Origin of the sequence: Pseudoalteromonas sp. T1lg65 (assembly GCF_051930985.1) — a bacterium.
Lineage (GTDB): Bacteria > Pseudomonadota > Gammaproteobacteria > Enterobacterales > Alteromonadaceae > Pseudoalteromonas.
In genome coordinates this window covers 2,642,466-2,664,347 of sequence record NZ_CP196837.1, presented here as the reverse complement: position 1 = coordinate 2,664,347, position 21,882 = coordinate 2,642,466, and the positions used below count along the sequence as shown (strand labels likewise).

Genomic DNA, 21,882 nt, shown 5'->3' with positions numbered 1-21,882 from the left:
TACAATCAGTGGATTAACGAGCGCAGCCTGCAAAAAATACAGGTATTGGTCCAATAATAAAGTGGTGTGAGATGAGAATTTTCAAAGCCAAAAGCCCAGCAGGATTTGCTGAAGAGTATATTGTTGAGTCGATTTGGAATGGAGAATTCCCTCCCGGTTCTATTTTGCCAGCAGAGCGAGAATTATCTGAGCTCATTGGTGTCACAAGAACCACACTTCGTGAAGTATTACAGCGGTTGGCCCGCGATGGCTGGTTAACAATCCAACACGGTAAACCAACGAGAGTGAATAACTTTTGGGAAACCTCTGGATTAAACATCCTTGAGACGTTAGCGCGTTTGGATGAAGATAAAATGCCAGAGCTAACAGATCAGTTACTTTCTGCTCGTACCAACATTAGCGCTATCTATACTCGTGCAGCGATTAAGTTTAACCCGCAGAGAGTCATTGATATCCTCTCCAAACATGGAGAATTAGAGGACACAGCAGAAGCTTATGCTGATTATGATTATCAGGTCCACCATGAACTCGCAGTTGCCGGAAATAACAAGATTTATGTGTTGATCTTAAATGGTTTCCGAGGACTTTATTCTAGGCTAGGTAGTCACTATTTTTCAGATGCTAGAACACGCGCTTTGGCCAGTCAGTTTTATAAAGATTTAACTCAACTTGCCGAACAACGCGAGCATGATGGAGCCATTTCCTTAATGAGAAAATATGGTCATCAATCAGGTGAAATTTGGCAACAGATCCGTGGTGATATGCCAGAAAACATTATGGATTAACTCGCCTTAAATCGAGAATAAAAAGAAAAGCCTCCTGTTTCACATGAGGCTTTTTTGTTGTCTAAAAATCTTCATAATAGCTCTCGATTTGGTGGTTTTTTAGTAAGGTTTGACTTAACCCAAGTGCCATCGTTTTTTCAGATTGCTGTTATCGGATTTTTCGATTGTTATTTATTTCATTAGCTATCTAAACTAGGCGCAGTTTTTGGGGTTGTTTTTTATTTAAGTTGCCTCAATATAAAAACAAAATCACATCACATGGTTAACTGTGAGATGTGCTCATTGGAAATAAACTAACGATTGGAGAATAAAATGGGTGTATTAGTAGGCCGCAAGGCTCCAGACTTTACAGCTGCAGCAGTACTAGGTAATGGTGAGATTGTAGACGGTTACAACCTTCACGAGCGTATCAAAGGTAAAAAAGCGGTTATTTTCTTTTACCCACTAGACTTCACTTTTGTTTGCCCTTCAGAGCTAATTGCTTTCGACAAACGTTATGAAGAATTCCAAAAGCGTGGTGTTGAAGTTATCGGTGTTTCTATCGACTCTCAGTTTTCTCACAACGCATGGCGTAACACTCCAGTAAATGAAGGTGGTATCGGTCCAGTTAAATACGCTCTAATTGCTGACGTGAAGCATGAAATCTGTCAAGCATATGACGTGGAGCACCCAGAAGCAGGTGTTGCTTTCCGTGGTTCTTTCCTAATTGACTCAGAAGGTAATGTTCGTCACCAAGTAGTTAATGACCTTCCTCTTGGTCGTAACATCGACGAAATGCTACGCATGGTTGATGCACTTGCATTCCACGAAGAGCACGGTGAAGTATGTCCAGCTGGTTGGACTGAAGGTAAAGCAGGTATGGACGCAAGCCCTGCAGGTGTTGCTAAATTCCTATCTGAAAATGAAGGCGATCTATAATCCTTCCTTTCATATAAAAAAACCGCCGAAAGGCGGTTTTTTGTTCCAGGGCGTTTACTAAACATGGCGTACCAATAGAATTAATCAGTTTATTAACCCCTTGGTACAAGACTAATTGTTGGCTACCTTGCCTAGCTTTAGCAAAATAACGTCTAATTAATACTTAAATACTGACTAACTGTTCTGATCACTTGAAAGCTAAAGTAAGCAGCAACTAAGCTAATGACAGGTGTTGCAAATAGGCTCAAAAAAGTTAACTGATCAATCATCTTTTCGGTCCTTGTTTTCAACATGCTGCTTCGCTTCCTTCACCATTGCTTCAGTGACAGCCTGCTTAGTTTCTATTTTCAGGTTCGTTAAACTAGTTTTAATCGATTCCTCAATGCTTTGTGCAATTTTAGTTTTGATATCGCTGAGCAAAGATGAGTCTGCATTTGTTTCTGTCGCATAACTTGTTGAACTAACAACAACTAAAACACCAGATAGAGTTAATTTCGCTAAAGTATTCATGACTAGGCTCCTTTTGATTTATTAGTCGCATTGACTATTACAAAGGTTGTGCCAATATCAAAAAAAACTTTATTTCACTGATTTTTAAGCAGTTTTATTTTTATAAGGAATGTTGTAACAATAGTAGTGTGGGTATTTTGACTAATGGAAGTGTGAAAATAACCAAACTTTAGCGTAATTTAAAGTTCGATTTTGAGGTTACAGGACTGCTTTGACCGCTGTCAACGGCCAAAACTTGGGTCTTCTGGTAAGGCTATCAAAATTAATAAAGCACCTTGTCCACCATATTCTAGAGGGGCTTGATGAATCGCGAGTACATCGGGGTGTTGCACGAGATATTGTGGCACTTTATGTTTTAATACGCGTTCACCGATACCATGAACAATACAAGCGCATGCGATATGTTGCTTTTTACAGGCGTGAATGAGGGCGGCTAATTCTTGTTTTACCGTTTCTTTATTCAAACCGTGAAGGTCTAAGATTAACTCGGGCGCATAATCTCCGCGGCGTAGTTGCTTCGCTAAATAGCGATCAGCGCCTTCTCGAACGTAATTAACGGTGCCTGAGGTGTCGATGTCAGGAACGTACTCATCGGAAAAGTAGAACTCAGATTGCTGCTGACGAGTTTGCTGCTTAAGTGCAACACTAGGCTGTTTCTTTGCGCGTTTGAGCTGTACCTGATCTTGCTTGAGTGGTTTTACACCTTTTAATGTTTGTTTAAAAAGTGCAAAGTCGTCTAGCTCAATTGGCTTGTTGTTTATATCTCTGTTCATCGCAGCATTTTAAATAAAAAAACCGTAAAAACCTAGCTTAAAAACCGCTACAATAGCGCTGTTTAGAATTTTTAAAGAGAATAACCATGAGTGATGTCGAACAAACGCTTATAACTGACGAAGCTGCGTCTGAAGCTTATCAGGATTTACATACGATCCAAGATTGGGTGCGCTGGACAGCAAGCCAATTTGTAACTCATGAAGTTTATTTTGGACACGGCATGGATAACCCCTGGGATGAAGCTGTCCACCTAATTTTACCTGTACTGAACATGCCCATTGATGCCCCAAAAGAAATCATGCATGCACGCCTAACTCAAAGTGAGAAAGTCAATTTACTCCAGTATATTAAAGCTAGAGTCGAGCAGCGTATTCCTGTGGCATACCTTACCAATCAAGCATGGTTTGCTGGTATGCCGTTTTATGTCGACGAACGTGTTTTAGTTCCTCGCTCACCGTTTGCAGAGTTAATCGCGAAAAAATTTGCGCCATGGGTAGCATCGCCAAATAAAGTCACCAGAATCTTAGATATGTGTACAGGCTCGGGTTGTATTGCAATTGCGTTAGCTAAAGCATTTGATAGAGCGCAAGTTGACGCGGTCGATATCTCTTTCGAAGCGCTTGCCGTTGCAGATATCAATATTGAAGAATACATGTTGCAAGACCGAGTTTTTGCTATCCAATCAGACGTCTTTAGTGGTGTTCCTGACCAAAAGTATGACTTGATTGTTGCTAACCCACCTTATGTTGATGCTGAAGATATGTCAGATTTACCGGACGAGTTCCATCATGAACCAGAGTTAGGATTGGCATCGGGTGACGATGGTTTAGACGTAACGCGCACTTTACTTACCGAGGCAGCTGAGCATCTAAATGATGACGGATTGTTATTTGTCGAGGTTGGTAATTCTATGGTACATATGGAATCGCAATTCCCAGATGCACCGTTTACTTGGTTAGAGTTTGAACATGGTGGACTTGGTGTATTTGTAGTAACAAAACAACAGTTACTCGATTATTTTGCAGATTGACAGTGAGTTAATGCTTGCTGTTGTAACTTTTGGAATGAGGAAAGAAAATGGCAGGCAATAGCATTGGCCAATTATTTAAGGTTTCGACTTTTGGGGAAAGTCACGGTGTTGCTTTGGGCGGTGTAGTCGATGGCGTACCACCAGGGCTTGAAATTACTGAAGCGGATTTACAAATTGATTTAGATCGCAGAAAACCAGGCCAAAGTCGTTACACCACTCAGCGTCGTGAAGGCGATGAGGTGAAGATCCTTTCTGGTGTGTTTGAAGGTAAAACGACAGGTACGAGTATTGGCCTGCTGATAGAAAATACCGATCAACGCTCGAAAGATTATTCAAATATTCAAGATCTTTTTAGACCTGGGCATGGTGACTATACCTACTGGCACAAATATGGTCACCGCGACTACCGAGGTGGTGGCCGTTCATCTGCAAGAGAAACTGCGATCCGTGTTGCAGCAGGTGCAATTGCCAAGAAGTACTTAAAGCAAATTCATAACATTGAAATCCACGCTTGCTTATCACAATTAGGTCCCATAAAAGCAGAAACGTTTGATTGGACAGTGGTAGAGAACAACCCTTTCTTCTTCCCAGATGAATCTAAGCTGGAAGCGCTTGACGAGTATATGCGCACTTTGAAAAAAGAAGGTGACTCTGTGGGTGCCAAGGTTAAAGTGGTCGCTAAGAATGTGCCTGTGGGTTTAGGCGAGCCTGTTTTTGATAGACTGGATGCAGAAATCGCACATTCACTAATGAGCATCAATGCGGTTAAGGGCGTAGAAATTGGCGATGGGTTTGATGTAATTGAGCAAAAAGGATCAGAGCATCGAGATGAACTTACTCCAGAGGGGTTTGCTTCAAATCATGCTGGTGGTGTATTGGCTGGTATTTCTACCGGACAAGACATCATCGCCTCAATTGCGCTTAAACCTACATCAAGCATCTCTGTGCCAGGCAGAAGTATTAATACCCATAATGAACCCCGCGAGGTGGTGACTAAAGGGCGTCATGATCCCTGTGTAGGCATTCGTGCAATTCCTATCGCAGAGGCGATGTTGGCAATTACACTAATGGATCATTTACTACGTCACCGCGGCCAAAATCAAGACGTAAACTTGCCACACAGACCTATCCCCAGCCATATCTAATAATGGCACATTGTTTGCTCTTTTTGATTAAATCAAGGAGAGCAATGATGATAACCTACCAAACAAACGCGATTAATCAAACGCCACCTTTTGAAGAGCGACAACAGTTAGCGGCAATCAAGACTGAAAATACCGCCACTGTTCCACACAATTATTTTGTAGCCACAAATATGGAAAAGCAAACGACAGCAGCACCAGCAGTTCCTGCCAAAGAGCCAGCTAAGTATAAAGTAGTTGAACGCAACCAGACGTTTTTGGAAAAAATGAAAGAAGCGGTAATTTTTAGCCGCTTAGGGGCAAATAAAGAGCAAATAGATGAGCTCAAAGAGAAAATGGCGGAACTAGAAAAGCTTGCGGCGGAAGGAAAGATTTCGCCTAAAGAGCTAGAGGAACGGATGGCAGCACTACAAGAAGCGATGAATGAAGCCTTATCACAAGAACGTAACCGAGCGAACAAAGACACGCTTGAAAGTTAGTTTATGAATTTTCATCGGTATCAATATGATAGTAAAAAGGGCCTTATTGAAGGCCCTTTTTCGTGTATTTAACTATGATACTTTTCACATGCTTCAAGTGTATTTTCAATTAAGCTTGCGACAGTCATCGGGCCAACGCCACCCGGTACTGGCGTAATGAAGCTAGCACTTTTTTCTGCAACATCGTACTGCACATCGCCAACTAATTTCCCAGACTCTAAACGGTTGATGCCGACATCGATGACAATAGCGCCTTCTTTAACCCACTCGCCCGGAATAAATTCAGGTTTGCCAACCGCAACAACCAATAGATCAGCGCGGCGAACGTGTGCTTCTAGGTCTTTCGTAAATTTGTGACAAACCGTTGTGGTGCAACCGGCAAGAAGAAGCTCTAATGACATAGGGCGACCAACGATATTTGATGCACCAACAACAACGGCATGCATCCCTTTATAGTGAACACCAGTTGAGTCGAGCAGGGTGATAATTCCTTTGGGTGTACATGGGCGAAGTGAAGGCATTCTTTGCGCAAGTCTGCCTACATTGTATGGGTGAAATCCATCGACATCTTTATGTGGATGAATTCTTTCGAGTACTTTCTCTGCGTCTAAACCATTTGGCAGCGGCAGTTGAACCAAGATACCGTCTACTTCCGGATCGGCATTTAGCGCATCAACCAATTCAAGTAGTTGCTGCTCGTTAGTATCTCCGGGTAAGTCATAAGACTTCGAAACAAAACCTACTTCTTCACAAGCTTTGCGTTTTGAGCCCACATAAACCTGACTAGCCGGGTCTTGTCCAACTAACACGACTGCTAGTCCTGGAGCTCTTAGGCCTTGTGCTTGCCTTTGTTGAACTCGTTGCGCAACAGTAGAACGAACTTGTTTGGCGATAGCTTTGCCATCGATGATGTTTGCCGTCATGATTGACCTATAAGTAAGGGTTAAAAACTTGAACGATAATAGAGCTTTCATTTTATCATAATGCAAATGGCTTCAACTCTTATTTAAGCCTCTAATTTAAGTTGCAATGTATGGGATACTCTAATATTAGCTGTACTCACCATGAGCGTTATAATACCGACCGGTATGATGATTGCTCTAAAAGGAGGACATTTGCCCGCTATTTTCTCAAAAAAACAATATTCAGCCAAGTTGAACTAATAATAAATGACATATTATTCTCTAAGCTAAGGATTAATAGTACAAAATATGGCGTAACTAGACAGAATATCGACACATTGTGGCAAAAATAGGCAGTTGAAATAAAAACTAAAAAAAATATTTGACCTGATCGGGGCAAATCACTATTATGCACCCCGTTGCCAACGAGGACACACCGATTAATCGGTTCTTAGTTCTCAACGGTAAATGTCGGCGATTAGCGCAGCTTGGTAGCGCACTTGGTTTGGGTCCAAGGGGTCGCAGGTTCAAATCCTGCATCGCCGACCACTATTCAAGTAAGAATAGTAACATGAAGATGTTTCGTTATGCGCCCTTAGCTCAGCTGGATAGAGCAACGCCCTTCTAAGGCGTCGGTCGAAGGTTCGAATCCTTCAGGGTGCGCCATTCTTACTTGTCACTTATGTAGTGGCGGCTGTAGCTCAGTTGGTAGAGCCCTGGATTGTGATTCCGGTTGTCGTGGGTTCAAGTCCCATCAGTCGCCCCATCTACATAGTCTGATTAGTCGGCGATTAGCGCAGCTTGGTAGCGCACTTGGTTTGGGTCCAAGGGGTCGCAGGTTCAAATCCTGCATCGCCGACCACTTTCAAAAAAATGTTTATTTATCGGCGATTAGCGCAGCTTGGTAGCGCACTTGGTTTGGGTCCAAGGGGTCGCAGGTTCAAATCCTGCATCGCCGACCACCTCTTCTCAGAAATTATTCTAGTATTCCAATCAAATTTACTAAGTTTTAAGCAATTAGCATCATTATCTCCAAATATTTAACCTGATAGCTCGACTCCGGCGTTGAATAGGTTATAATGCCGCGTCTATTAATTAACGATGTGCCCGTAGGGCAGGCAACAAGCGTCACATGCAGCCAGATAGGTTGGCAAAATTGCCAATGGCCTTTTACAGCATGATGATTGTTTTGTTAGTAAGGAAGGCGCTTTGTCGCCAAAAATGAAGATTGAGGTAAATCATGCAAGTTTCTGTTGAGACGACTCAAGGCCTTGAGCGCCGTCTGACCATCACCGTTCCTGCAGAGAACGTTGAGACTGAAGTTAAAAAGCGCCTACAACAATTGTCAAAAACACAGCGTATCGATGGCTTCCGCCCAGGTAAGGTACCTGTTTCTGTTATTAACAAGCGCTATGGTGCTGCAGTTCGTCAAGAAGTTGCTGGCGACCTAATGCAACGTAACTATATCGAAGCAATTGTTTCTGAAAAAATAAACCCAGCAGGTGCGCCAACTTTTGCACCAAAATCACTAGAAGCTGGTAAAGACCTTCAGTTTGAAGCGACTTTTGAAGTTTACCCAGAAGTTGAACTAAAAGATCTTGAGAAAATCAGTGTTGAAAAACCAGTGGTTGCTGTAACAGACGAAGACCTAGCTAACATGTTAGAAACTCTTCGCAAACAACACGCTACTTGGGCTGAAAGCGATGCTGCAGCAGGCGAAAAAGACCGTGTTACAGTTGACTTCGTAGGCACTATCGATGGTGAAGAGTTTGAAGGTGGTAAAGCGGAAGACTTCCCTCTAGAGCTTGGTCAAGGTCGTATGATCCCAGGTTTCGAAGATGGTATCGTTGGCAAAAAAGCAGGCGAAGAAGTTGTAGCAGACGTAACTTTCCCTGAAGACTACCACGCTGAGAATCTAAAAGGCAAAGCTGCACAGTTTACTATCACTGTTAAGAAAGTTGAAGTGCAAGAGCTTCCTGAACTAACAGATGAGTTTGCAACTAAGTTTGGCGTTGCTGAAGGTGGTGTTGACGCACTTAAAGAAGAAGTTAAGAAGAACATGGAACGTGAGCTTAACCAAGCAGTTAAAGCAAACTTGAAAGATCAAGCGATCAAAGGTCTTCTTGAAACAAACGAAGTTGATGTGCCAAAAGCACTTGTCGATCAAGAAATCGATGCGCTTCGTCAACAAGCTGCACAACGATTTGGTGGTAACGCACAAAACATGCCTGAGCTACCAGCAGAGCTGTTCCATGAGCAAGCGTTAACGCGAGTTAAGACAGGTCTTCTTTTAGGTGAAGTTGTTAAGAAAAACGAAATCAAAGCAGATGATGCGAAAGTTGAAGAGCTAATCGAAACTGTGGCTTCTGCATACGAAGATCCGGCTGAAGTTGTTGCTTACTACAAAGCTAACGACCAGCTTATGCAGCAAATGCGTAATGTAGCAATTGAAGAGTTGGCTGTTGAAGCCGTTCTTGCTTCTGCAAACGTTTCTGATGTTGAGAAGTCATTCGACGACATCATGAACCCACAGCAAGCTGCTCAGTAATAACGATAACGCCGTTTGGCTAAATCGTAAAATTAATGGCTCGATTACTCGTAGAGTAGTTCGGGCCATTTTGTTTTTTTGAGGTCAACAAAACTAAAAAGTACATCGTATAAATCGGAACATTTTAAATAAAGCGCTCACAAATAAATCAAACGATGCAATTTGCAAAAACTTTCTCTGATATCAACTAGTAATTTATATTGTGACTTGATATTAGTATATACAATACATATATCTAAGCTTATTCAATCCTAATTAACTGGTGTAACCTGGGTAACATAGCTATACGCTTGTTCCAGTTGTTATCGGGTTTGAACTTTGTTTGGCAACTAAAAAAGTTTAACCTCTTGCATTGCTGCAGCTCCAATGCGAATAAGGAATAAAAATATGAATGACGGTATGATCGATCCTATCAACGCGCTAGTACCTATGGTTGTGGAGCAAACATCGAAAGGCGAACGTTCTTACGATATTTTCTCTCGTCTATTAAAAGACAGAATCATTTTTTTAACGGGTCAAGTTGAAGACCAAATGGCGAACCTGATTGTGGCTCAAATGCTATTTTTGGAGTCAGAGAGCCCGGATAAAGATATCTACTTGTATATCAATTCTCCAGGCGGCTCAGTCACAGCTGGTTTGTCTATTTACGACACAATGAATTTTATAAAACCGGATGTAAGTACAGTATGTGTGGGCCAGGCTGCTAGCATGGGAGCATTCTTGCTATCAGGCGGCGCGAAGGGCAAGCGTTACTGTTTGCCTAATTCTCGAGTGATGATCCATCAGCCTCTAGGCGGTTTCCAAGGCCAAGCATCGGATTTTGAAATCCATGCAAGAGAGATTTTATCTATCAAAGAAAAGTTAAATCGTTTGATGGCTGATCATACAGGCCAACCTTATGAAAGGGTTGCCAATGACACCGACCGTGACAATTTTATGACCGCAGAGCAGGCATTGGAATACGGGTTAATAGATGCCGTACATTCGCGTCGCGATTTAAAATAAGTCACAACACATGCCTGATCACTTAAAGGTGATCAGGACTGTGCCAAAGGTGCTAATCTTTGGTATAGTAAAATGAAGTAACAAGTTATCTAACGATAACGACATGAGAATGAGGTAGCTGAATGTCAGACACTCCAACAGACGGCGACAAAAATAACAAACTACTTTACTGCTCATTTTGCGGTAAAAGTCAGCATGAAGTCAGAAAATTAATTGCCGGTCCTTCCGTCTATATATGCGACGAGTGCGTCGAATTATGTAACGACATCATTCGGGAAGAAATCAAAGACATTGCGCCCAAGCATGACGCGTCTGATAGATTACCAGTACCAAAGGAAATTCGTGACCATTTGGATGATTATGTTATTGGCCAGGACCACGCTAAGAAAGTGCTTTCGGTTGCGGTATATAATCACTATAAGCGTTTACGCAATCTAGGTGGTAAACCAGAAGTAGAGCTTGGCAAGAGTAACATCTTATTGATTGGCCCGACGGGAAGCGGAAAAACATTGCTCGCAGAGACGCTAGCGCGCTTACTTGACGTACCTTTCACTATGGCGGACGCAACCACATTAACGGAAGCAGGTTATGTGGGTGAAGACGTTGAAAATATTATTCAGAAGTTGCTTCAAAAGTGTGATTATGATGTTGAGAAAGCACAAAGAGGTATTGTCTATATTGATGAAATAGACAAGATTTCTCGCAAATCAGATAACCCTTCAATCACGCGTGATGTATCAGGAGAGGGTGTACAGCAAGCGCTATTGAAACTGATTGAAGGTACCGTTGCGTCGGTTCCACCTCAGGGCGGCAGAAAGCATCCACAGCAGGAATTTTTACAGGTTGATACTTCAAAAATCTTGTTTATCTGCGGCGGTGCATTTGCTGGTCTTGATAAAGTGATTGAACAACGTAGTAACAAAAATACGGGTATTGGTTTTAATGCAGAAGTTCGCTCGAAGGACGCTGAGCGTAGCTTGAGCGACACATTCAAAGATGTAGAGCCAGAAGACTTGGTCAAGTATGGACTTATTCCAGAATTCATTGGCCGGTTACCTGTCGTTGCAACGTTATCTGAACTTGATGAAGATGCATTGATTGAAATTTTAAACGAGCCGAAGAATGCGCTCACCAAGCAATATGCTGCACTATTCCAAATGGAAGGCGTCGAGCTGGAGTTCCGTGAAGATGCACTTAAAGCCATTGCTCACAAAGCGATGGAGCGCAAAACGGGTGCTCGTGGACTACGTTCGATTGTTGAAGCGGTATTGTTAGATACCATGTATGAATTACCTTCAATTGAAGAGGTCAGTAAGGTAGTTATTGACGAAACAGTCATAAAAGGTGAATCAGACCCAATCTTGATTTATGAAAATAACGGTCAAGAAAAGGCGGTATCTGAATAGTTCGACTGAGATTCATTATAAGGAGCCTAGCGCTCCTTTTTTTATCAACATGTTGAACTTTATTGGTGCTATCCCCATATAGCACTGTATTCACGAATTAAACTAAGTGCGAAGAGATTATAATGACGCTTGAAAGAACGGATCGAGTCGAAATTCCTGTGTTGGCGCTGCGCGATGTCGTTGTGTACCCGCACATGGTTATTCCATTGTTTGTCGGCAGAGAAAAATCAATAAAATGCCTTGAAGCAGCGATGGATAATGACAAGCAAATATTTTTAGTGGCGCAAAAGGACGCGTCAGTAGATGACCCAAATTCTGAAGAAATCTATCACACAGGTACAATTGCAACCGTTTTGCAATTACTCAAGCTCCCTGATGGTACCGTCAAAGTACTGGTCGAAGGTACTCAAAGAGCCAAAATAGAAAAATTCTTGGTTAGTGATGACTATTTTTTAGCAGAAGCACAGTACATCGCCTCGGAAGAAGTTAACGAACAAGAACAAGATGTGCTAGTTAGAAGTGCGTTAAGTCAATTTGAAGGCTATGTAAAACTAAATAAGAAGATCCCACCTGAAGTACTAACTTCAGTCTCTGGTATAGATGAAGCAGCACGTTTAGCAGATACGATGGCTGCGCACATGCCCATTAAAGTCCCAGAAAAGCAAAAGGTTCTAGAGATCGCCGGCGTAACAGAGCGTCTAGAATATTTGATGGCATTAATGGAAGGCGAGATAGATCTGTTACAAGTTGAGAAAAAAATCCGTTCGCGCGTGAAAAAACAAATGGAAAAGTCGCAACGAGAGTATTACCTCAATGAACAAATGAAAGCCATTCAGAAAGAATTGGGTGAGCTGGATGATGTACCGGATGAATTCGAAGCGCTGAAAAAACGCATCAGCGAAGCGAAAATGCCTCAAGAACCTGAGGAAAAAGCACTTTCAGAACTAAATAAACTGAAAATGATGTCTCCTATGTCGGCGGAAGCGACAGTAGTACGTTCTTATATCGAGACGATGATTAACGTACCTTGGCGCAAACGTTCAAAAGTTAAAAAAGACCTAGCTGCGGCGCAAAAGATTCTCGATGCTGATCATTATGGTCTGGACAAAGTGAAAGAGCGTATTATCGAATATTTGGCGGTACAGCAACGTACTAACAAATTAAAAGGTCCAATTCTTTGCTTGGTTGGTCCTCCTGGTGTTGGTAAAACCAGTCTCGGTCAGTCTATCGCGCGCTCAACGGGTCGTAAGTATGTCCGAATGGCGCTTGGTGGCGTTCGTGATGAAGCTGAAATTCGTGGTCACAGAAGAACATATATCGGTTCTATGCCTGGTAAGCTGATTCAGAGCATGACTAAAGTAGGGGTTAAGAACCCGTTATTCCTATTGGATGAAATCGATAAGATGTCTTCCGATATGCGAGGGGACCCAGCGTCAGCGTTATTAGAAGTGTTAGATCCGGAGCAAAATAGCACTTTTGCAGACCACTATCTAGAAGTTGATTATGATCTTTCAGATGTTATGTTTGTTGCGACATCTAACAGCTTCAATATTCCAGGTCCATTGCTAGATAGAATGGAAGTGATCCGTTTATCTGGTTATACGGAAGACGAAAAGCTAAATATCTCTAAGCAGCACCTAATTCCAAAACAAGTAAAACGTAACGGCCTCAAGGCGGAAGAAATCGCAATTGAAGACAGTGCAATCATTGGCATCATTCGTTTCTACACCCGAGAAGCTGGGGTGCGTAATTTGGAACGTGAAATTTCAAAGCTATGCCGTAAAGCGGTTAAAAATATACTATTAGATAAGTCTGTTAAACAGGTCGTGATCAATCAAGACAACCTCGAAGACTTTTTAGGTGTGCAGCGTTATGATTATGGTCGTGCGGAAGACGGTAATCGTGTCGGGCAAGTGACAGGTCTAGCCTGGACTGAAGTTGGTGGTGATTTGCTGACTATCGAATGTGCGGCAGTCCCTGGTAAAGGCAAATTAACTTACACCGGCTCACTCGGTGATGTGATGCAAGAATCGATTCAAGCCGCTATGACAGTGGTGAGAAACCGTGCTGAAAAGTTGCGAATAAACGAAGACTTTTATGAAAAGCGCGATATTCACGTCCACGTTCCAGAAGGTGCAACACCGAAGGATGGTCCGAGTGCTGGTATAGCTATGGTTACTGCCTTAGTTTCAAGCTTGACTGGTAACCCAGTGCGCGCTGATGTTGCTATGACTGGTGAGATCACACTTCGTGGTGAAGTACTTCCTATAGGTGGTCTGAAAGAAAAGTTACTAGCCGCCCATCGCGGTGGTATAAAGCATGTACTTATTCCTAAGAAGAACGAAAGAGATCTAAAAGAGATACCAGAAAATGTTCTGCAGGGCTTAGATATACACCCTGTTTCGTGGATAGAAGAAGTACTTGAACTAGCACTTGCGCAGCCGTTAGACAGTTTTAAGGTTGAATCTTAAAAAAACTCATAAAAAATGGAAAAAAGTGCCTGAAAAAGCTTTTCAAATCTAAAAGGTATGTTAAGTTAGGCACTGTAATCGACTCAGGTAGTTCGGAGGCCCCGTAGCTCCTAGGGTTGAGCAAAGTTTTGAGAATTAGAGAGTCGCTGTGATGTCTCTAAGTAAAATAGCAAAAATGTCATAAAGACAGTTTTGATAATAACAATGGAAGAGGATGATATTGTGAATAAATCTCAATTAATCGATCAAATCGCAGCTGATGCTGACATTTCAAAAGCGGCTGCTGGTCGTGCTCTAGATTCATTCATTGAGTCTGTAACTGGTGCGCTGAAAGACGGTGACTCTGTTGCGTTAGTAGGGTTTGGAACTTTCTCTGTTCGTGAGCGCGCAGCTCGTTCAGGCCGTAATCCACAGACTGGTGAAACTATCCAAATCGCAGCGGCTAATATCCCATCTTTCAAAGCGGGTAAAGCGCTTAAAGACGCAGTAAACTAATAGACTTTAGTTCAAGCGGGATAATACGCCGCTAACTGCTTCAAGAAAAAAAGCGTATCTGATAAGATACGCTTTTTTTATAGCTTGATAAGTTAATCGGATAAGTTATACCAATCCACTTAATGAAGTGATTTATTTTTGAGGCAAGGAAAACTTAGCGATAGCACCGCTCTCGCGTCCTGCTAACGTTTAGGTACCTACGACCGTGTAGGCGAGGCAAGAATTTTGCTATTTAGTTGTTCTAAATAAGAAATTTTTAACGCCACTAACGTCAGGTTTAGCTCCTCAAAATGATTAGTTATTAATGAGGATTGGTATTATAACGAACAGGTTAATTTGGATAGCAAACAGCTACAAAGTGCACTACGTGCTTTGACTTAGATAAGAGAAACAATAAATGCTTGAAAAGATCAGAGAAGGCTCACAAGGGCCAGCAGCTAAAATCGTATTGGGTTTAGTGATCTTGTCTTTTGCGCTAGCAGGGATCGGTGGTTACCTAGGTCAAACCACAGAACAAGCTGTCGCAGAAGTCAATGGAGTTAAGATATCTCAGGTTGAGTTTTCACGTGCATACTCAAATGAAAGAGCACGGTTGGAACAACAATTTGGTGAATATTTTGCACAAATCGCTGCAGACCCAAATTATATGGCGCAAATGCGAAACAGTGTTGTTGATGGGTTAGTTCAACAAGAACTTCAATCTCAGCTTGCTAAAGAGTTAGGCTTGAGAGTTAGCGATGAACAGGTTATGAAAGCCATTGTGGAAATGCCTTATTTCCAGATTGCAGGTCAATTTAGTAATGACCGCTACCTGCAAGTTATTCGTCAAATGAACTTCCAAGCTGATACGTTTAGAGAGTTCCTACGCGATGAGATGACGCGTTCTCAGTTAGTGTCATCAGTGGCAGGCAGTGAATTTGTGCTTAATAACGAATTAGAGCGCAGTATTGCCCTACAACAGCAAACAAGAAGCATTGATTACTTGGTCTTAACAAAAGAGTCGGTGATTGACGACATCACGGTTTCAGAACAAGAAATCGAAGATTACTATAACTTGAACCAAAATCAATTCCAGTCGCCGGAACAAGTTGCTGTTCAGTACATTGAAATTAAAGCTGATGAAATTGAATTGATTGAGCCTATTTCAGAAGATGCGATTAAAACGGCATATGAACAAAGTAAAGCACAATACCAAGAAGCAGAAAGGCGTCGTGTTGCACATATCCTAATCGATAGCAGTGAAGACGCAGATGCGGCAAAGGCTAAAGCGCAAGAGTTACTAACTGAATTACAAAGTGGTGCTGACTTTGCTACCTTAGCAGAGCAACAATCAGACGACATCGTGAGTGCAGAACTTGGTGGTGACCTTGATTGGATTGAACGTGATATGATGGACCCTGCTTTTGAAGAGGCTGCATTCGCCTTGGCTGAAGTGGGTGATGTTTCAGGTATCGTTGAATCTGAATTCGGCTACCATATTATTAAGCTTACAGATATGCAGAGCCAGCAAGTTAAAGCTTATGATGAAGTAAGAGAAGAGTTACTTGCTGATCTAGAAAAAGCAGCAAAGATCGACATCTTCTATCAAAAGCAGTCAGAAGTTGCTGAAGTCGCATTCGAGGTAGCTGGCTCTTTAGATGAGGCGGCAACAGCAGCTGGAGTAGAAGTGAAGTCAACTCAATTAGCGAGTAGAACGGCATTACCAGCACCATTGAATGCACCTGCAGTAAGTGCGGCCATTTTTACGCCTGAGCTTATTGAAGATCGTGTTAACTCTGAAGTGCTCGAAGTAGCGCCAGAGCATGTTGTGGTGGTGAGAGTGGCAGATCATAAAGCTGCTACAATTAAGCCTTTGGCTGAGGTGACAGCACAAATTGAATCACAGCTGAAAAATGAGCAAGCTGCTCGTTTAGTTAAAGAGCGTGCTGAAGCGTTACTCGTTGAGTTACAACAAGGACGCACATTGAGTGATATTGCAAAGCAGCAAGGTGTTGAACTGCAGTCAGTAGCTGAATTGAAGCGTCGTAGTTATGAAGTAGCCCCTGCAATTGCCACTGAGGCGTTTAAGTTACCTAAACCGGGAGTCGCTGAAGTTGAAACCGCTAGTGTTGCTTTGAATAATGGTGACGCTGCACTATTGGCATTAAAGTCTGTGACAACGCCGGAAGTACCAGCCAACGTCGATGCAAGTCAGAAGCAGCAAGTTGTAGCTTCGCTATCCAACAAGAATTATCTTGAGTTGCTAAGCGCGCTTGAAGATAAAGCTGAGATTGTAAAGCCACAACTGCAAGTGGCTGAACAATAGATAAAGGTTAAGTTCAATATAAAGGCGCCAACTCGGCGCCTTTTTTATTTTAACAGCAATCCGAACAAGGCTCCTGTTTACCTGTTTCTATTTGACCTCTATTTGATGGACCCTGTATACTTCGCATCCGTTTTAGGAACTCGATGCATTTAAATAGTTAAGGATTTGGTATGAAGCTTAGGTTGAGTATATTGGCTATTACGCTGCTAATTGCAGGCTGTGGTGATGGCAATGAAATCACACAACCGCCTCCTGCGGTTGGGGGAACCTCCCAGAGCGGGGGTGAACAAGGGGGGAATGGTTCAACTACTTCTGGTGATAATAATACGCAGCTATCATCCACTCAGGCCATTGAAAAAATAGTAAATGCTCAAGGAATGGAGCATGCTACTGAACTAGATTTGAGCGTGTTTTCCAAGGCTGAATTCTCTTGTATCAAAGATAATAACTTAGAAGCAGTAAAAGGTTATTTGATTAATACACAAGATAAGCTCAATCATAAAGAGCTACAAACCAGACTCTGTAAAGTTGCAGAACTTTATGCATTAGGAAGTAAGCAACGCCTTACCTTCTCGCTATTAAAGGAGGTTGGCATAAAAGGGTTGTCGGGTAGCGACGGAAAAGTAAATGACTGGGCAATGGATGAGCTTATGTTAGGAGCTCCAGAACAAGCATTTGAATGGGCGAAGCTTCAAAAACTCGTTGACGACTTTCATTACAATCAAGCAAACATATGGCCAAAGCAAATTAATATTTCTTTTGATGATGGTGGAGCGTTAGAGTCGATATATCAACATTTACCACTGTTTGATAAGTACAATGCAACCTTTACCTATTATGTTAGTCACTACTTCTTGATCGATAGTGAAAAAGTCGCAGAAATAGCCGCGCACGGACATGAAATTGGACATCACGGTACCACTCATAAACATGCCAAGGATTATGTTGAGAAGAACGGATTACAAAAGTGGTTAGAGGATGATATTTTTGATTCGCTTTCAGCGATGAAAAGTGATGGTCTTGACGTAACCTCTTACGCATATCCTTATGGTGCGTATACTAGAGAGACAGATACAGAGTTAAAAAAACACTTTAGTCATATTAGAAAATTTGCCTCATGGGCATCTGTAAATTATAGAGGTGAGCGAAGTGACAGGCCGATAACCACAGGACTATCTATTGATGCTCATCGCTTTAATCTCGATAAGATTCGGCACGCGATAGATACACTCAAAGGCGGTGAAACCTTATATTTAGCAACACATGTGATAGGAAAAACACCAAATGAGTGGTATATAACACCGGAAAATTTAGAGGCAGTGCTAAAATATGCTGCAGAGAAAGGCCTAAAATTCTGTCATACCAACGAGTGCATGAACTTTAAGAGTAAATAAAAATATCATTGCTTAGGCCTACCAAATAAGAATAGCGTAGGCCTAAATTTAGGCAGAAAGCAGTCTTTGCATAGACTTAGATTTTGGTTTTGTGAATACTTCCTCTGTAGGACCATACTCCACGACCCGCCCGCGATTTAGCACCAAGATTTCATCACTCATATGCCTAACCAGACTTAAATGATGGGTAATAAGGACGTAAGCAAGTCCAGTTGCTTCTTGCAATTCTAATAAAAGGTTAACCGTTTGAGCGCGAACCGAGGGGTCTAGGGATGATAAGGCCTCGTCTAACACTAGTACTTTGGGATCTAATATTAACGCGCGTGCAAGTGCGACGCGCTGCAGTTGTCCGCCACTAAACATGTGAGGATAATAATCAAAGTGCTCACTCAGCAAACCGACAAGCGTGAGCGTTGCTCTAATTTTTTTCTCTCTCTGTTCTTCAGTCAACTCGGTATTAAATTGCAAGCAATCATCAAGAATATCTCCAATCGTAAGACCTGGATTGAGTGAACGAGTAGGATCTTGAAATATCAGCCTAATAGTACGGCATCCAGAAACTCTTTCTCCATCATCCTCAATAGTTTGGCCATTGAGGATGATTTGCCCAGAGTCAGCGATATCCGCACCTGCTAATACTTTAGCAAGGGTACTTTTTCCAGCACCCGTTTCACCGATGATGGCTATGGTCTGATATGGCGCCAAAGCAAATGAGATATCCTTAAGGACTTTAATTGACTTGCGCTTGAGTAACCCGGCTCTTGCTGAATATGATTTGTTAAGCGATTGCACTTTTAAGACGGGTTGCATTTTTGTTTTCCTTTAATAAGTGGAAAATGGCAAGCATAGCTGTGGCCATGAGACCGCGTCTGCCTTGGTGTAATGACGCATTCCTTTTGAGCTTGGGGACAGCGAGGTCCTAAGCGGCAGCCGATAGGCAAATGCTGTAATGGTGGAATGGTTCCCTTTAAAGCATAGAAAGGTTGCTTGTGAGCAATGCCTTGATCGAAATGGGGGAGGCTCTTTACCAACGCTTGCGTATAAGGGTGTAATGGGCGGTTAAAGATTACATTAGTTGGGCCTGCTTCAACCATTTGTCCGCAGTACAAAACGTGCATCGCATGAGACCAGTCTGATATTTCCTCAAGTTCATGAGAAATCATTAAGATAGACATGTTTTTCAACTGGTTTAGTGATTTTAGTAAACGAAATACTTGAGCTCTGGCGGTACTTTCTAGAGCCGTAGTTGGCTCATCAGCAATAAGTAATTTGGGGCTTCTGGCTATTGCCATTGCGATCATAATCTTTTGGCAAAGCCCCTCAGAGAGCTCGTGAGGGTAGCTATTACAGATTTTTTTATCATCCCTAATCCCTGCTTTATGAAGCAACGCCCGGACTCTGTCTTTTCGTGCCTTTCTTTTGGCAAAGAAACCGCCTTTTAAGCTGCTATCAGGGATAGATTCAGCGACTTGATCAAAGATTGTTGCGGTGGGGTCTAAGCTGCGACTGGGCTCTTGATAAATCATGGCAATATCTTGGCTGACCAACTTTCGCCGTTTTTCCGACGACAGTCTCATTAAATCTACACCTCGCCAGTGCATTCTATCAGCCGTAACGGTCCATCGAGTATTAAGTACACCGACAATCGCTTTCGCAATAAGGCTTTTTCCTGAGCCTGATTCGCCAACCAAAGCATGAACTTCGCCTTCTTTTAGACTTAAGCTCACTTTATCTACGGCACGAATAATCCCATCTTCGGTTTGCAACTCAATAGTCAGGTTTTTGATATCAAGTAATTGCATCAGTCAGCCTTACGTTTTTTTAGTGCTTCGCGTAGTCCATCTCCCACTAAGTTTGTGGACAAAACAGCGAGAAATAACAGCACACCAGGTAGCCCAACGGTCCATGGGGCAAGATATATTAGGTTTAAATTTTCAGCTAAAATAGCGCCCCATTCTGTTGAAGGGGGTTGGGCGCCGAGTTTAAGAAAGCCAAGAGCAGCAATATCCAAAATCGCTGTCGACAAGGCCATGGTAAAAATAACCACAATGTGCTCATAAATATTTGGGAGAATACCACGGACCAGAATTTTCCATCGACTCGCACCATCAAGTTTAAACGCAATAATATAGTCTTTACTCAGTTCGCTAACGACCAAGTTTCTGATGGAATGAATATGCTGTGGCAGTAAGGCAAAAATGATTGCCCAAACCGTGTTCATCAATCCGGGTCCTAATACGGCAATAATAATGATAGCCAGAAGCAGTGAAGGGATAGCGAGTGTAATGTCCAGCAGGTGGTTTAATATACTTGACTTAAGGCCTTTGCTACTACCAGCTAAAGTCCCCAAAATAACGCCTAGTAATGTGGTTACAAGTGCTGCGACGATCGATAAACCAAACGTATAGGTCGCGCCATTCATAAGTCGAGAGAGAATATCTCGGCCTAAATCGTCAGTACCAAGAATAAAACGGACGTCACCTGCTTGGTGCCATGATGGTGGTAATAATAATGCATCTGCATGTTGTTGGTTGACGCCATAAGGAGAAACCAAAGGCGCAACAATAGCCAAGATTGTCAAAGCGCTGAACAGCCATAGGCCGACCAGTGCCGGATGGTTTGAGCGGAACTTCCGCCACAGTCGAAAGAGCGGAGAGCGATTGGAATCTTCACTATACAAATTAAATTTTGCCATGAGCCTGATTCCTTGCTAGCGGATCTAAAGAAGAATAAATAAGGTCAGCCAGCATGTTGGCGATGATCACAAAAAAAGATACTGCGAGCAACCCACCTTGAATAGCAGGAAAGTCTCGTTGATAAATACTGTCGATCAGCCAGCGTCCGATACCTGGCCATGAAAAAATAACTTCAGTGATCATAGCGAGTGTGATCAAGGTACTAAATTGTAAGCCAATTTGTTTTATCACCGGTAGTAGTGCGTTGCGCAATGCGTGGTGAAGGATCAGCTGGCTGCGATTCAGGCCTTTTGCTCTAGCTGTTTTAATATAGTTCTGCTCTAATACTTCAAGCATAGAGTCTCTAGTAAAACGGATCAAAACGGTTGTAGGGTACATTGCCAACACAACAGTTGGTAAGGCTAAATGGTGAACCGCATCCCAAAATGCCGCACCGCCATACGGAAATCCTTGTAAGCCTATATCTATTAAAATGAGATTAGTAACGGGCGTTATTTCGTATAAAAGTCCTATTCGCCCGGACATTGGAAACAATCCTAGACCCAAACAAAAAGCCATAATCAGCAACAACGCTAACCAAAACACCGGAATAGAAAAGCCCATAAGGCTCATGGAATTAATAATCTTATCAGGCCACTTTTTATAATATGCGCTGGCGATGACCCCACTTGGTACGCCGAAAATAATGGCTACCGTTAAGGCATAGATACACAGTTCCAGTGTTGCTGGGAATAATCTGACGACATGTTCAAATACGGGTTCCCCTGACGATAGGGAGTGGCCCCAATCTCCAGATAAAATGCGTTCTATGAATGCTCCGTATTGTGTAAAGAGATTATCTTCAATATGGTACTTTTTCGATAAAGCCTGAGCCTGTGCGTAGGTTGAATTAATTTCACCACTGAAATTTTCTAACAAATCGCCGGGAAATAAGTAGTTCAGTGAGAAAGTGAACACCGTTAATGTAATTAGCATAAAACATAATAGAGACAAACGTCTTATCAGGTACTTCGCAAGCATGG

General features: G+C 42.4%; 19 protein-coding genes and 5 tRNA genes. 17 read left to right on the top strand and 7 right to left on the bottom strand.

Annotation, left to right across the window (positions count from 1 at the left end; all coding sequences use genetic code 11):
• The first annotated feature begins 71 nt into the window (after positions 1-71).
• Together fadR and ACSLBF_RS11720 are read left to right on the top strand one after the other, a co-directional pair.
• The gene (fadR, locus tag ACSLBF_RS11725; RefSeq protein WP_440053574.1) at positions 72-785 is read left to right on the top strand and encodes a fatty acid metabolism transcriptional regulator FadR; all 714 of its coding nucleotides are present in this window, start codon (positions 72-74) and stop codon (positions 783-785) included.
• A gap of 312 nt (positions 786-1,097) precedes the next feature.
• Complete coding sequence (locus tag ACSLBF_RS11720) at positions 1,098-1,703, top strand: peroxiredoxin C (protein WP_440053573.1); 606 nt, start codon at positions 1,098-1,100, stop codon at positions 1,701-1,703.
• A gap of 261 nt (positions 1,704-1,964) precedes the next feature.
• Here the strand turns inward: ACSLBF_RS11720 and ACSLBF_RS11715 are convergent, their stop codons facing one another.
• Positions 1,965-2,213, bottom strand: a complete 249-nt coding sequence (locus ACSLBF_RS11715) for a hypothetical protein (RefSeq protein ID WP_440053572.1) — start codon at positions 2,211-2,213, stop codon at positions 1,965-1,967.
• 221 nt (positions 2,214-2,434) lie between these two features.
• Positions 2,435-2,986: an endonuclease SmrB gene (gene smrB / locus ACSLBF_RS11710; protein WP_440053571.1), complete on the bottom strand. Its 552-nt coding sequence runs from the start codon at positions 2,984-2,986 to the stop codon at positions 2,435-2,437.
• Between the two features lie 86 nt (positions 2,987-3,072).
• Here smrB and prmB point away from each other — a divergent pair, with 86 nt between their 5' ends.
• The 3 genes from prmB to ACSLBF_RS11695 are packed head-to-tail and all read left to right on the top strand — an operon-like array spanning position 3,073 to position 5,638.
• Positions 3,073-4,017: a 50S ribosomal protein L3 N(5)-glutamine methyltransferase gene (gene prmB, locus ACSLBF_RS11705; RefSeq protein ID WP_440053570.1), complete on the top strand. Its 945-nt coding sequence runs from the start codon at positions 3,073-3,075 to the stop codon at positions 4,015-4,017.
• A 47-nt stretch (positions 4,018-4,064) separates the two neighbouring features.
• Positions 4,065-5,162, top strand: coding sequence for a chorismate synthase (gene aroC / locus ACSLBF_RS11700; protein WP_440053569.1), 1,098 nt, complete (start codon positions 4,065-4,067; stop codon positions 5,160-5,162).
• A 44-nt stretch (positions 5,163-5,206) separates the two neighbouring features.
• Positions 5,207-5,638, top strand: a complete 432-nt coding sequence (locus ACSLBF_RS11695; RefSeq protein ID WP_440053568.1) for a hypothetical protein — start codon at positions 5,207-5,209, stop codon at positions 5,636-5,638.
• Positions 5,639-5,706: 68 nt separating this feature from the next.
• Here ACSLBF_RS11695 and folD read toward each other — a convergent pair whose 3' ends face one another.
• The gene (folD, locus tag ACSLBF_RS11690; protein ID WP_440053567.1) at positions 5,707-6,561 is read right to left on the bottom strand and encodes a bifunctional methylenetetrahydrofolate dehydrogenase/methenyltetrahydrofolate cyclohydrolase FolD; all 855 of its coding nucleotides are present in this window, start codon (positions 6,559-6,561) and stop codon (positions 5,707-5,709) included.
• 451 nt (positions 6,562-7,012) lie between these two features.
• Between folD and ACSLBF_RS11685 the strand changes: the two genes are divergently transcribed.
• The 12 genes from ACSLBF_RS11685 (at position 7,013) to ACSLBF_RS11630 (ending at position 18,164) form a co-directional block, all read left to right on the top strand.
• Positions 7,013-7,089: transfer RNA gene (locus ACSLBF_RS11685), tRNA-Pro, on the top strand.
• Positions 7,090-7,129: 40 nt separating this feature from the next.
• Positions 7,130-7,206, top strand: a tRNA-Arg gene (locus ACSLBF_RS11680).
• A gap of 24 nt (positions 7,207-7,230) precedes the next feature.
• Positions 7,231-7,306: transfer RNA gene (locus ACSLBF_RS11675), tRNA-His, on the top strand.
• 19 nt (positions 7,307-7,325) lie between these two features.
• Positions 7,326-7,402, top strand: a tRNA-Pro gene (locus ACSLBF_RS11670).
• Between the two features lie 23 nt (positions 7,403-7,425).
• Positions 7,426-7,502 (top strand) — tRNA-Pro (locus ACSLBF_RS11665).
• 278 nt (positions 7,503-7,780) lie between these two features.
• Positions 7,781-9,088, top strand: coding sequence for a trigger factor (gene tig, locus ACSLBF_RS11660; RefSeq protein ID WP_440053566.1), 1,308 nt, complete (start codon positions 7,781-7,783; stop codon positions 9,086-9,088).
• Positions 9,089-9,475: 387 nt separating this feature from the next.
• Positions 9,476-10,093 (top strand): ATP-dependent Clp endopeptidase proteolytic subunit ClpP, encoded by a 618-nt coding sequence (gene clpP / locus ACSLBF_RS11655; RefSeq protein WP_440053565.1) that lies wholly within the window; start codon positions 9,476-9,478, stop codon positions 10,091-10,093.
• 122 nt (positions 10,094-10,215) lie between these two features.
• Entirely contained in the window at positions 10,216-11,499 is a 1,284-nt protein-coding gene (gene clpX / locus ACSLBF_RS11650; protein ID WP_440053564.1) for an ATP-dependent protease ATP-binding subunit ClpX, read from the top strand.
• A gap of 122 nt (positions 11,500-11,621) precedes the next feature.
• The gene (gene lon, locus ACSLBF_RS11645; protein WP_440053563.1) at positions 11,622-13,970 is read left to right on the top strand and encodes an endopeptidase La; all 2,349 of its coding nucleotides are present in this window, start codon (positions 11,622-11,624) and stop codon (positions 13,968-13,970) included.
• A gap of 222 nt (positions 13,971-14,192) precedes the next feature.
• Entirely contained in the window at positions 14,193-14,465 is a 273-nt protein-coding gene (hupB, locus tag ACSLBF_RS11640) for a nucleoid-associated protein HU-beta (RefSeq protein ID WP_010371157.1), read from the top strand.
• A 397-nt stretch (positions 14,466-14,862) separates the two neighbouring features.
• Complete coding sequence (locus ACSLBF_RS11635) at positions 14,863-16,770, top strand: SurA N-terminal domain-containing protein (protein ID WP_440053562.1); 1,908 nt, start codon at positions 14,863-14,865, stop codon at positions 16,768-16,770.
• Positions 16,771-16,940: 170 nt separating this feature from the next.
• Complete coding sequence (locus tag ACSLBF_RS11630; protein ID WP_440053561.1) at positions 16,941-18,164, top strand: polysaccharide deacetylase family protein; 1,224 nt, start codon at positions 16,941-16,943, stop codon at positions 18,162-18,164.
• Between the two features lie 48 nt (positions 18,165-18,212).
• Here the strand turns inward: ACSLBF_RS11630 and ACSLBF_RS11625 are convergent, their stop codons facing one another.
• From ACSLBF_RS11625 to ACSLBF_RS11610, 4 genes are read right to left on the bottom strand one after another with little or no spacing between them, the layout of a single operon-like run.
• On the bottom strand, positions 18,213-18,974 hold the full coding sequence (locus tag ACSLBF_RS11625; protein ID WP_440053560.1) for an ATP-binding cassette domain-containing protein: 762 nt from the start codon (positions 18,972-18,974) through the stop codon (positions 18,213-18,215).
• Positions 18,959-19,966 carry a peptide ABC transporter ATP-binding protein gene (locus ACSLBF_RS11620; protein ID WP_440053559.1) on the bottom strand — a complete coding sequence of 336 codons (1,008 nt, stop codon included), beginning with the start codon at positions 19,964-19,966 and terminating at the stop codon, positions 18,959-18,961. The genes ACSLBF_RS11625 and ACSLBF_RS11620 overlap by 16 nt, the downstream gene beginning before the upstream one ends.
• Positions 19,966-20,859 (bottom strand): ABC transporter permease subunit, encoded by an 894-nt coding sequence (locus ACSLBF_RS11615; RefSeq protein WP_440053558.1) that lies wholly within the window; start codon positions 20,857-20,859, stop codon positions 19,966-19,968. Before ACSLBF_RS11615 ends, ACSLBF_RS11620 begins: the two co-directional genes overlap by 1 nt.
• Positions 20,846-21,880, bottom strand: a complete 1,035-nt coding sequence (locus ACSLBF_RS11610; RefSeq protein WP_440053557.1) for an ABC transporter permease — start codon at positions 21,878-21,880, stop codon at positions 20,846-20,848. Before ACSLBF_RS11610 ends, ACSLBF_RS11615 begins: the two co-directional genes overlap by 14 nt.
• Between the last annotated feature and the right edge of the window lie 2 nt (positions 21,881-21,882).

What these genes read in the sequence shown, in the direction of transcription:
- fadR (WP_440053574.1), top strand. Translation starts at nt 72, where the DNA reads ATGAGAATTTTCAAAGCCAAAAGCCCAGCAGGATTTGCTGAAGAGTAT.
- ACSLBF_RS11615 (WP_440053558.1), bottom strand. Translation starts at nt 20,859, where the DNA reads ATGGCAAAATTTAATTTGTATAGTGAAGATTCCAATCGCTCTCCGCTC.
- prmB (WP_440053570.1), top strand. Translation starts at nt 3,073, where the DNA reads ATGAGTGATGTCGAACAAACGCTTATAACTGACGAAGCTGCGTCTGAA.
- ACSLBF_RS11635 (WP_440053562.1), top strand. Translation starts at nt 14,863, where the DNA reads ATGCTTGAAAAGATCAGAGAAGGCTCACAAGGGCCAGCAGCTAAAATC.
- smrB (WP_440053571.1), bottom strand. Translation starts at nt 2,986, where the DNA reads ATGAACAGAGATATAAACAACAAGCCAATTGAGCTAGACGACTTTGCA.
- ACSLBF_RS11720 (WP_440053573.1), top strand. Translation starts at nt 1,098, where the DNA reads ATGGGTGTATTAGTAGGCCGCAAGGCTCCAGACTTTACAGCTGCAGCA.
- tig (WP_440053566.1), top strand. Translation starts at nt 7,781, where the DNA reads ATGCAAGTTTCTGTTGAGACGACTCAAGGCCTTGAGCGCCGTCTGACC.
- lon (WP_440053563.1), top strand. Translation starts at nt 11,622, where the DNA reads ATGACGCTTGAAAGAACGGATCGAGTCGAAATTCCTGTGTTGGCGCTG.
- clpP (WP_440053565.1), top strand. Translation starts at nt 9,476, where the DNA reads ATGAATGACGGTATGATCGATCCTATCAACGCGCTAGTACCTATGGTT.
- ACSLBF_RS11715 (WP_440053572.1), bottom strand. Translation starts at nt 2,213, where the DNA reads ATGAATACTTTAGCGAAATTAACTCTATCTGGTGTTTTAGTTGTTGTT.
- aroC (WP_440053569.1), top strand. Translation starts at nt 4,065, where the DNA reads ATGGCAGGCAATAGCATTGGCCAATTATTTAAGGTTTCGACTTTTGGG.
- ACSLBF_RS11695 (WP_440053568.1), top strand. Translation starts at nt 5,207, where the DNA reads ATGATGATAACCTACCAAACAAACGCGATTAATCAAACGCCACCTTTT.
- ACSLBF_RS11610 (WP_440053557.1), bottom strand. Translation starts at nt 21,880, where the DNA reads ATGCTTGCGAAGTACCTGATAAGACGTTTGTCTCTATTATGTTTTATG.
- folD (WP_440053567.1), bottom strand. Translation starts at nt 6,561, where the DNA reads ATGACGGCAAACATCATCGATGGCAAAGCTATCGCCAAACAAGTTCGT.
- ACSLBF_RS11620 (WP_440053559.1), bottom strand. Translation starts at nt 19,966, where the DNA reads ATGCAATTACTTGATATCAAAAACCTGACTATTGAGTTGCAAACCGAA.
- ACSLBF_RS11625 (WP_440053560.1), bottom strand. Translation starts at nt 18,974, where the DNA reads ATGCAACCCGTCTTAAAAGTGCAATCGCTTAACAAATCATATTCAGCA.
- clpX (WP_440053564.1), top strand. Translation starts at nt 10,216, where the DNA reads ATGTCAGACACTCCAACAGACGGCGACAAAAATAACAAACTACTTTAC.
- ACSLBF_RS11630 (WP_440053561.1), top strand. Translation starts at nt 16,941, where the DNA reads ATGAAGCTTAGGTTGAGTATATTGGCTATTACGCTGCTAATTGCAGGC.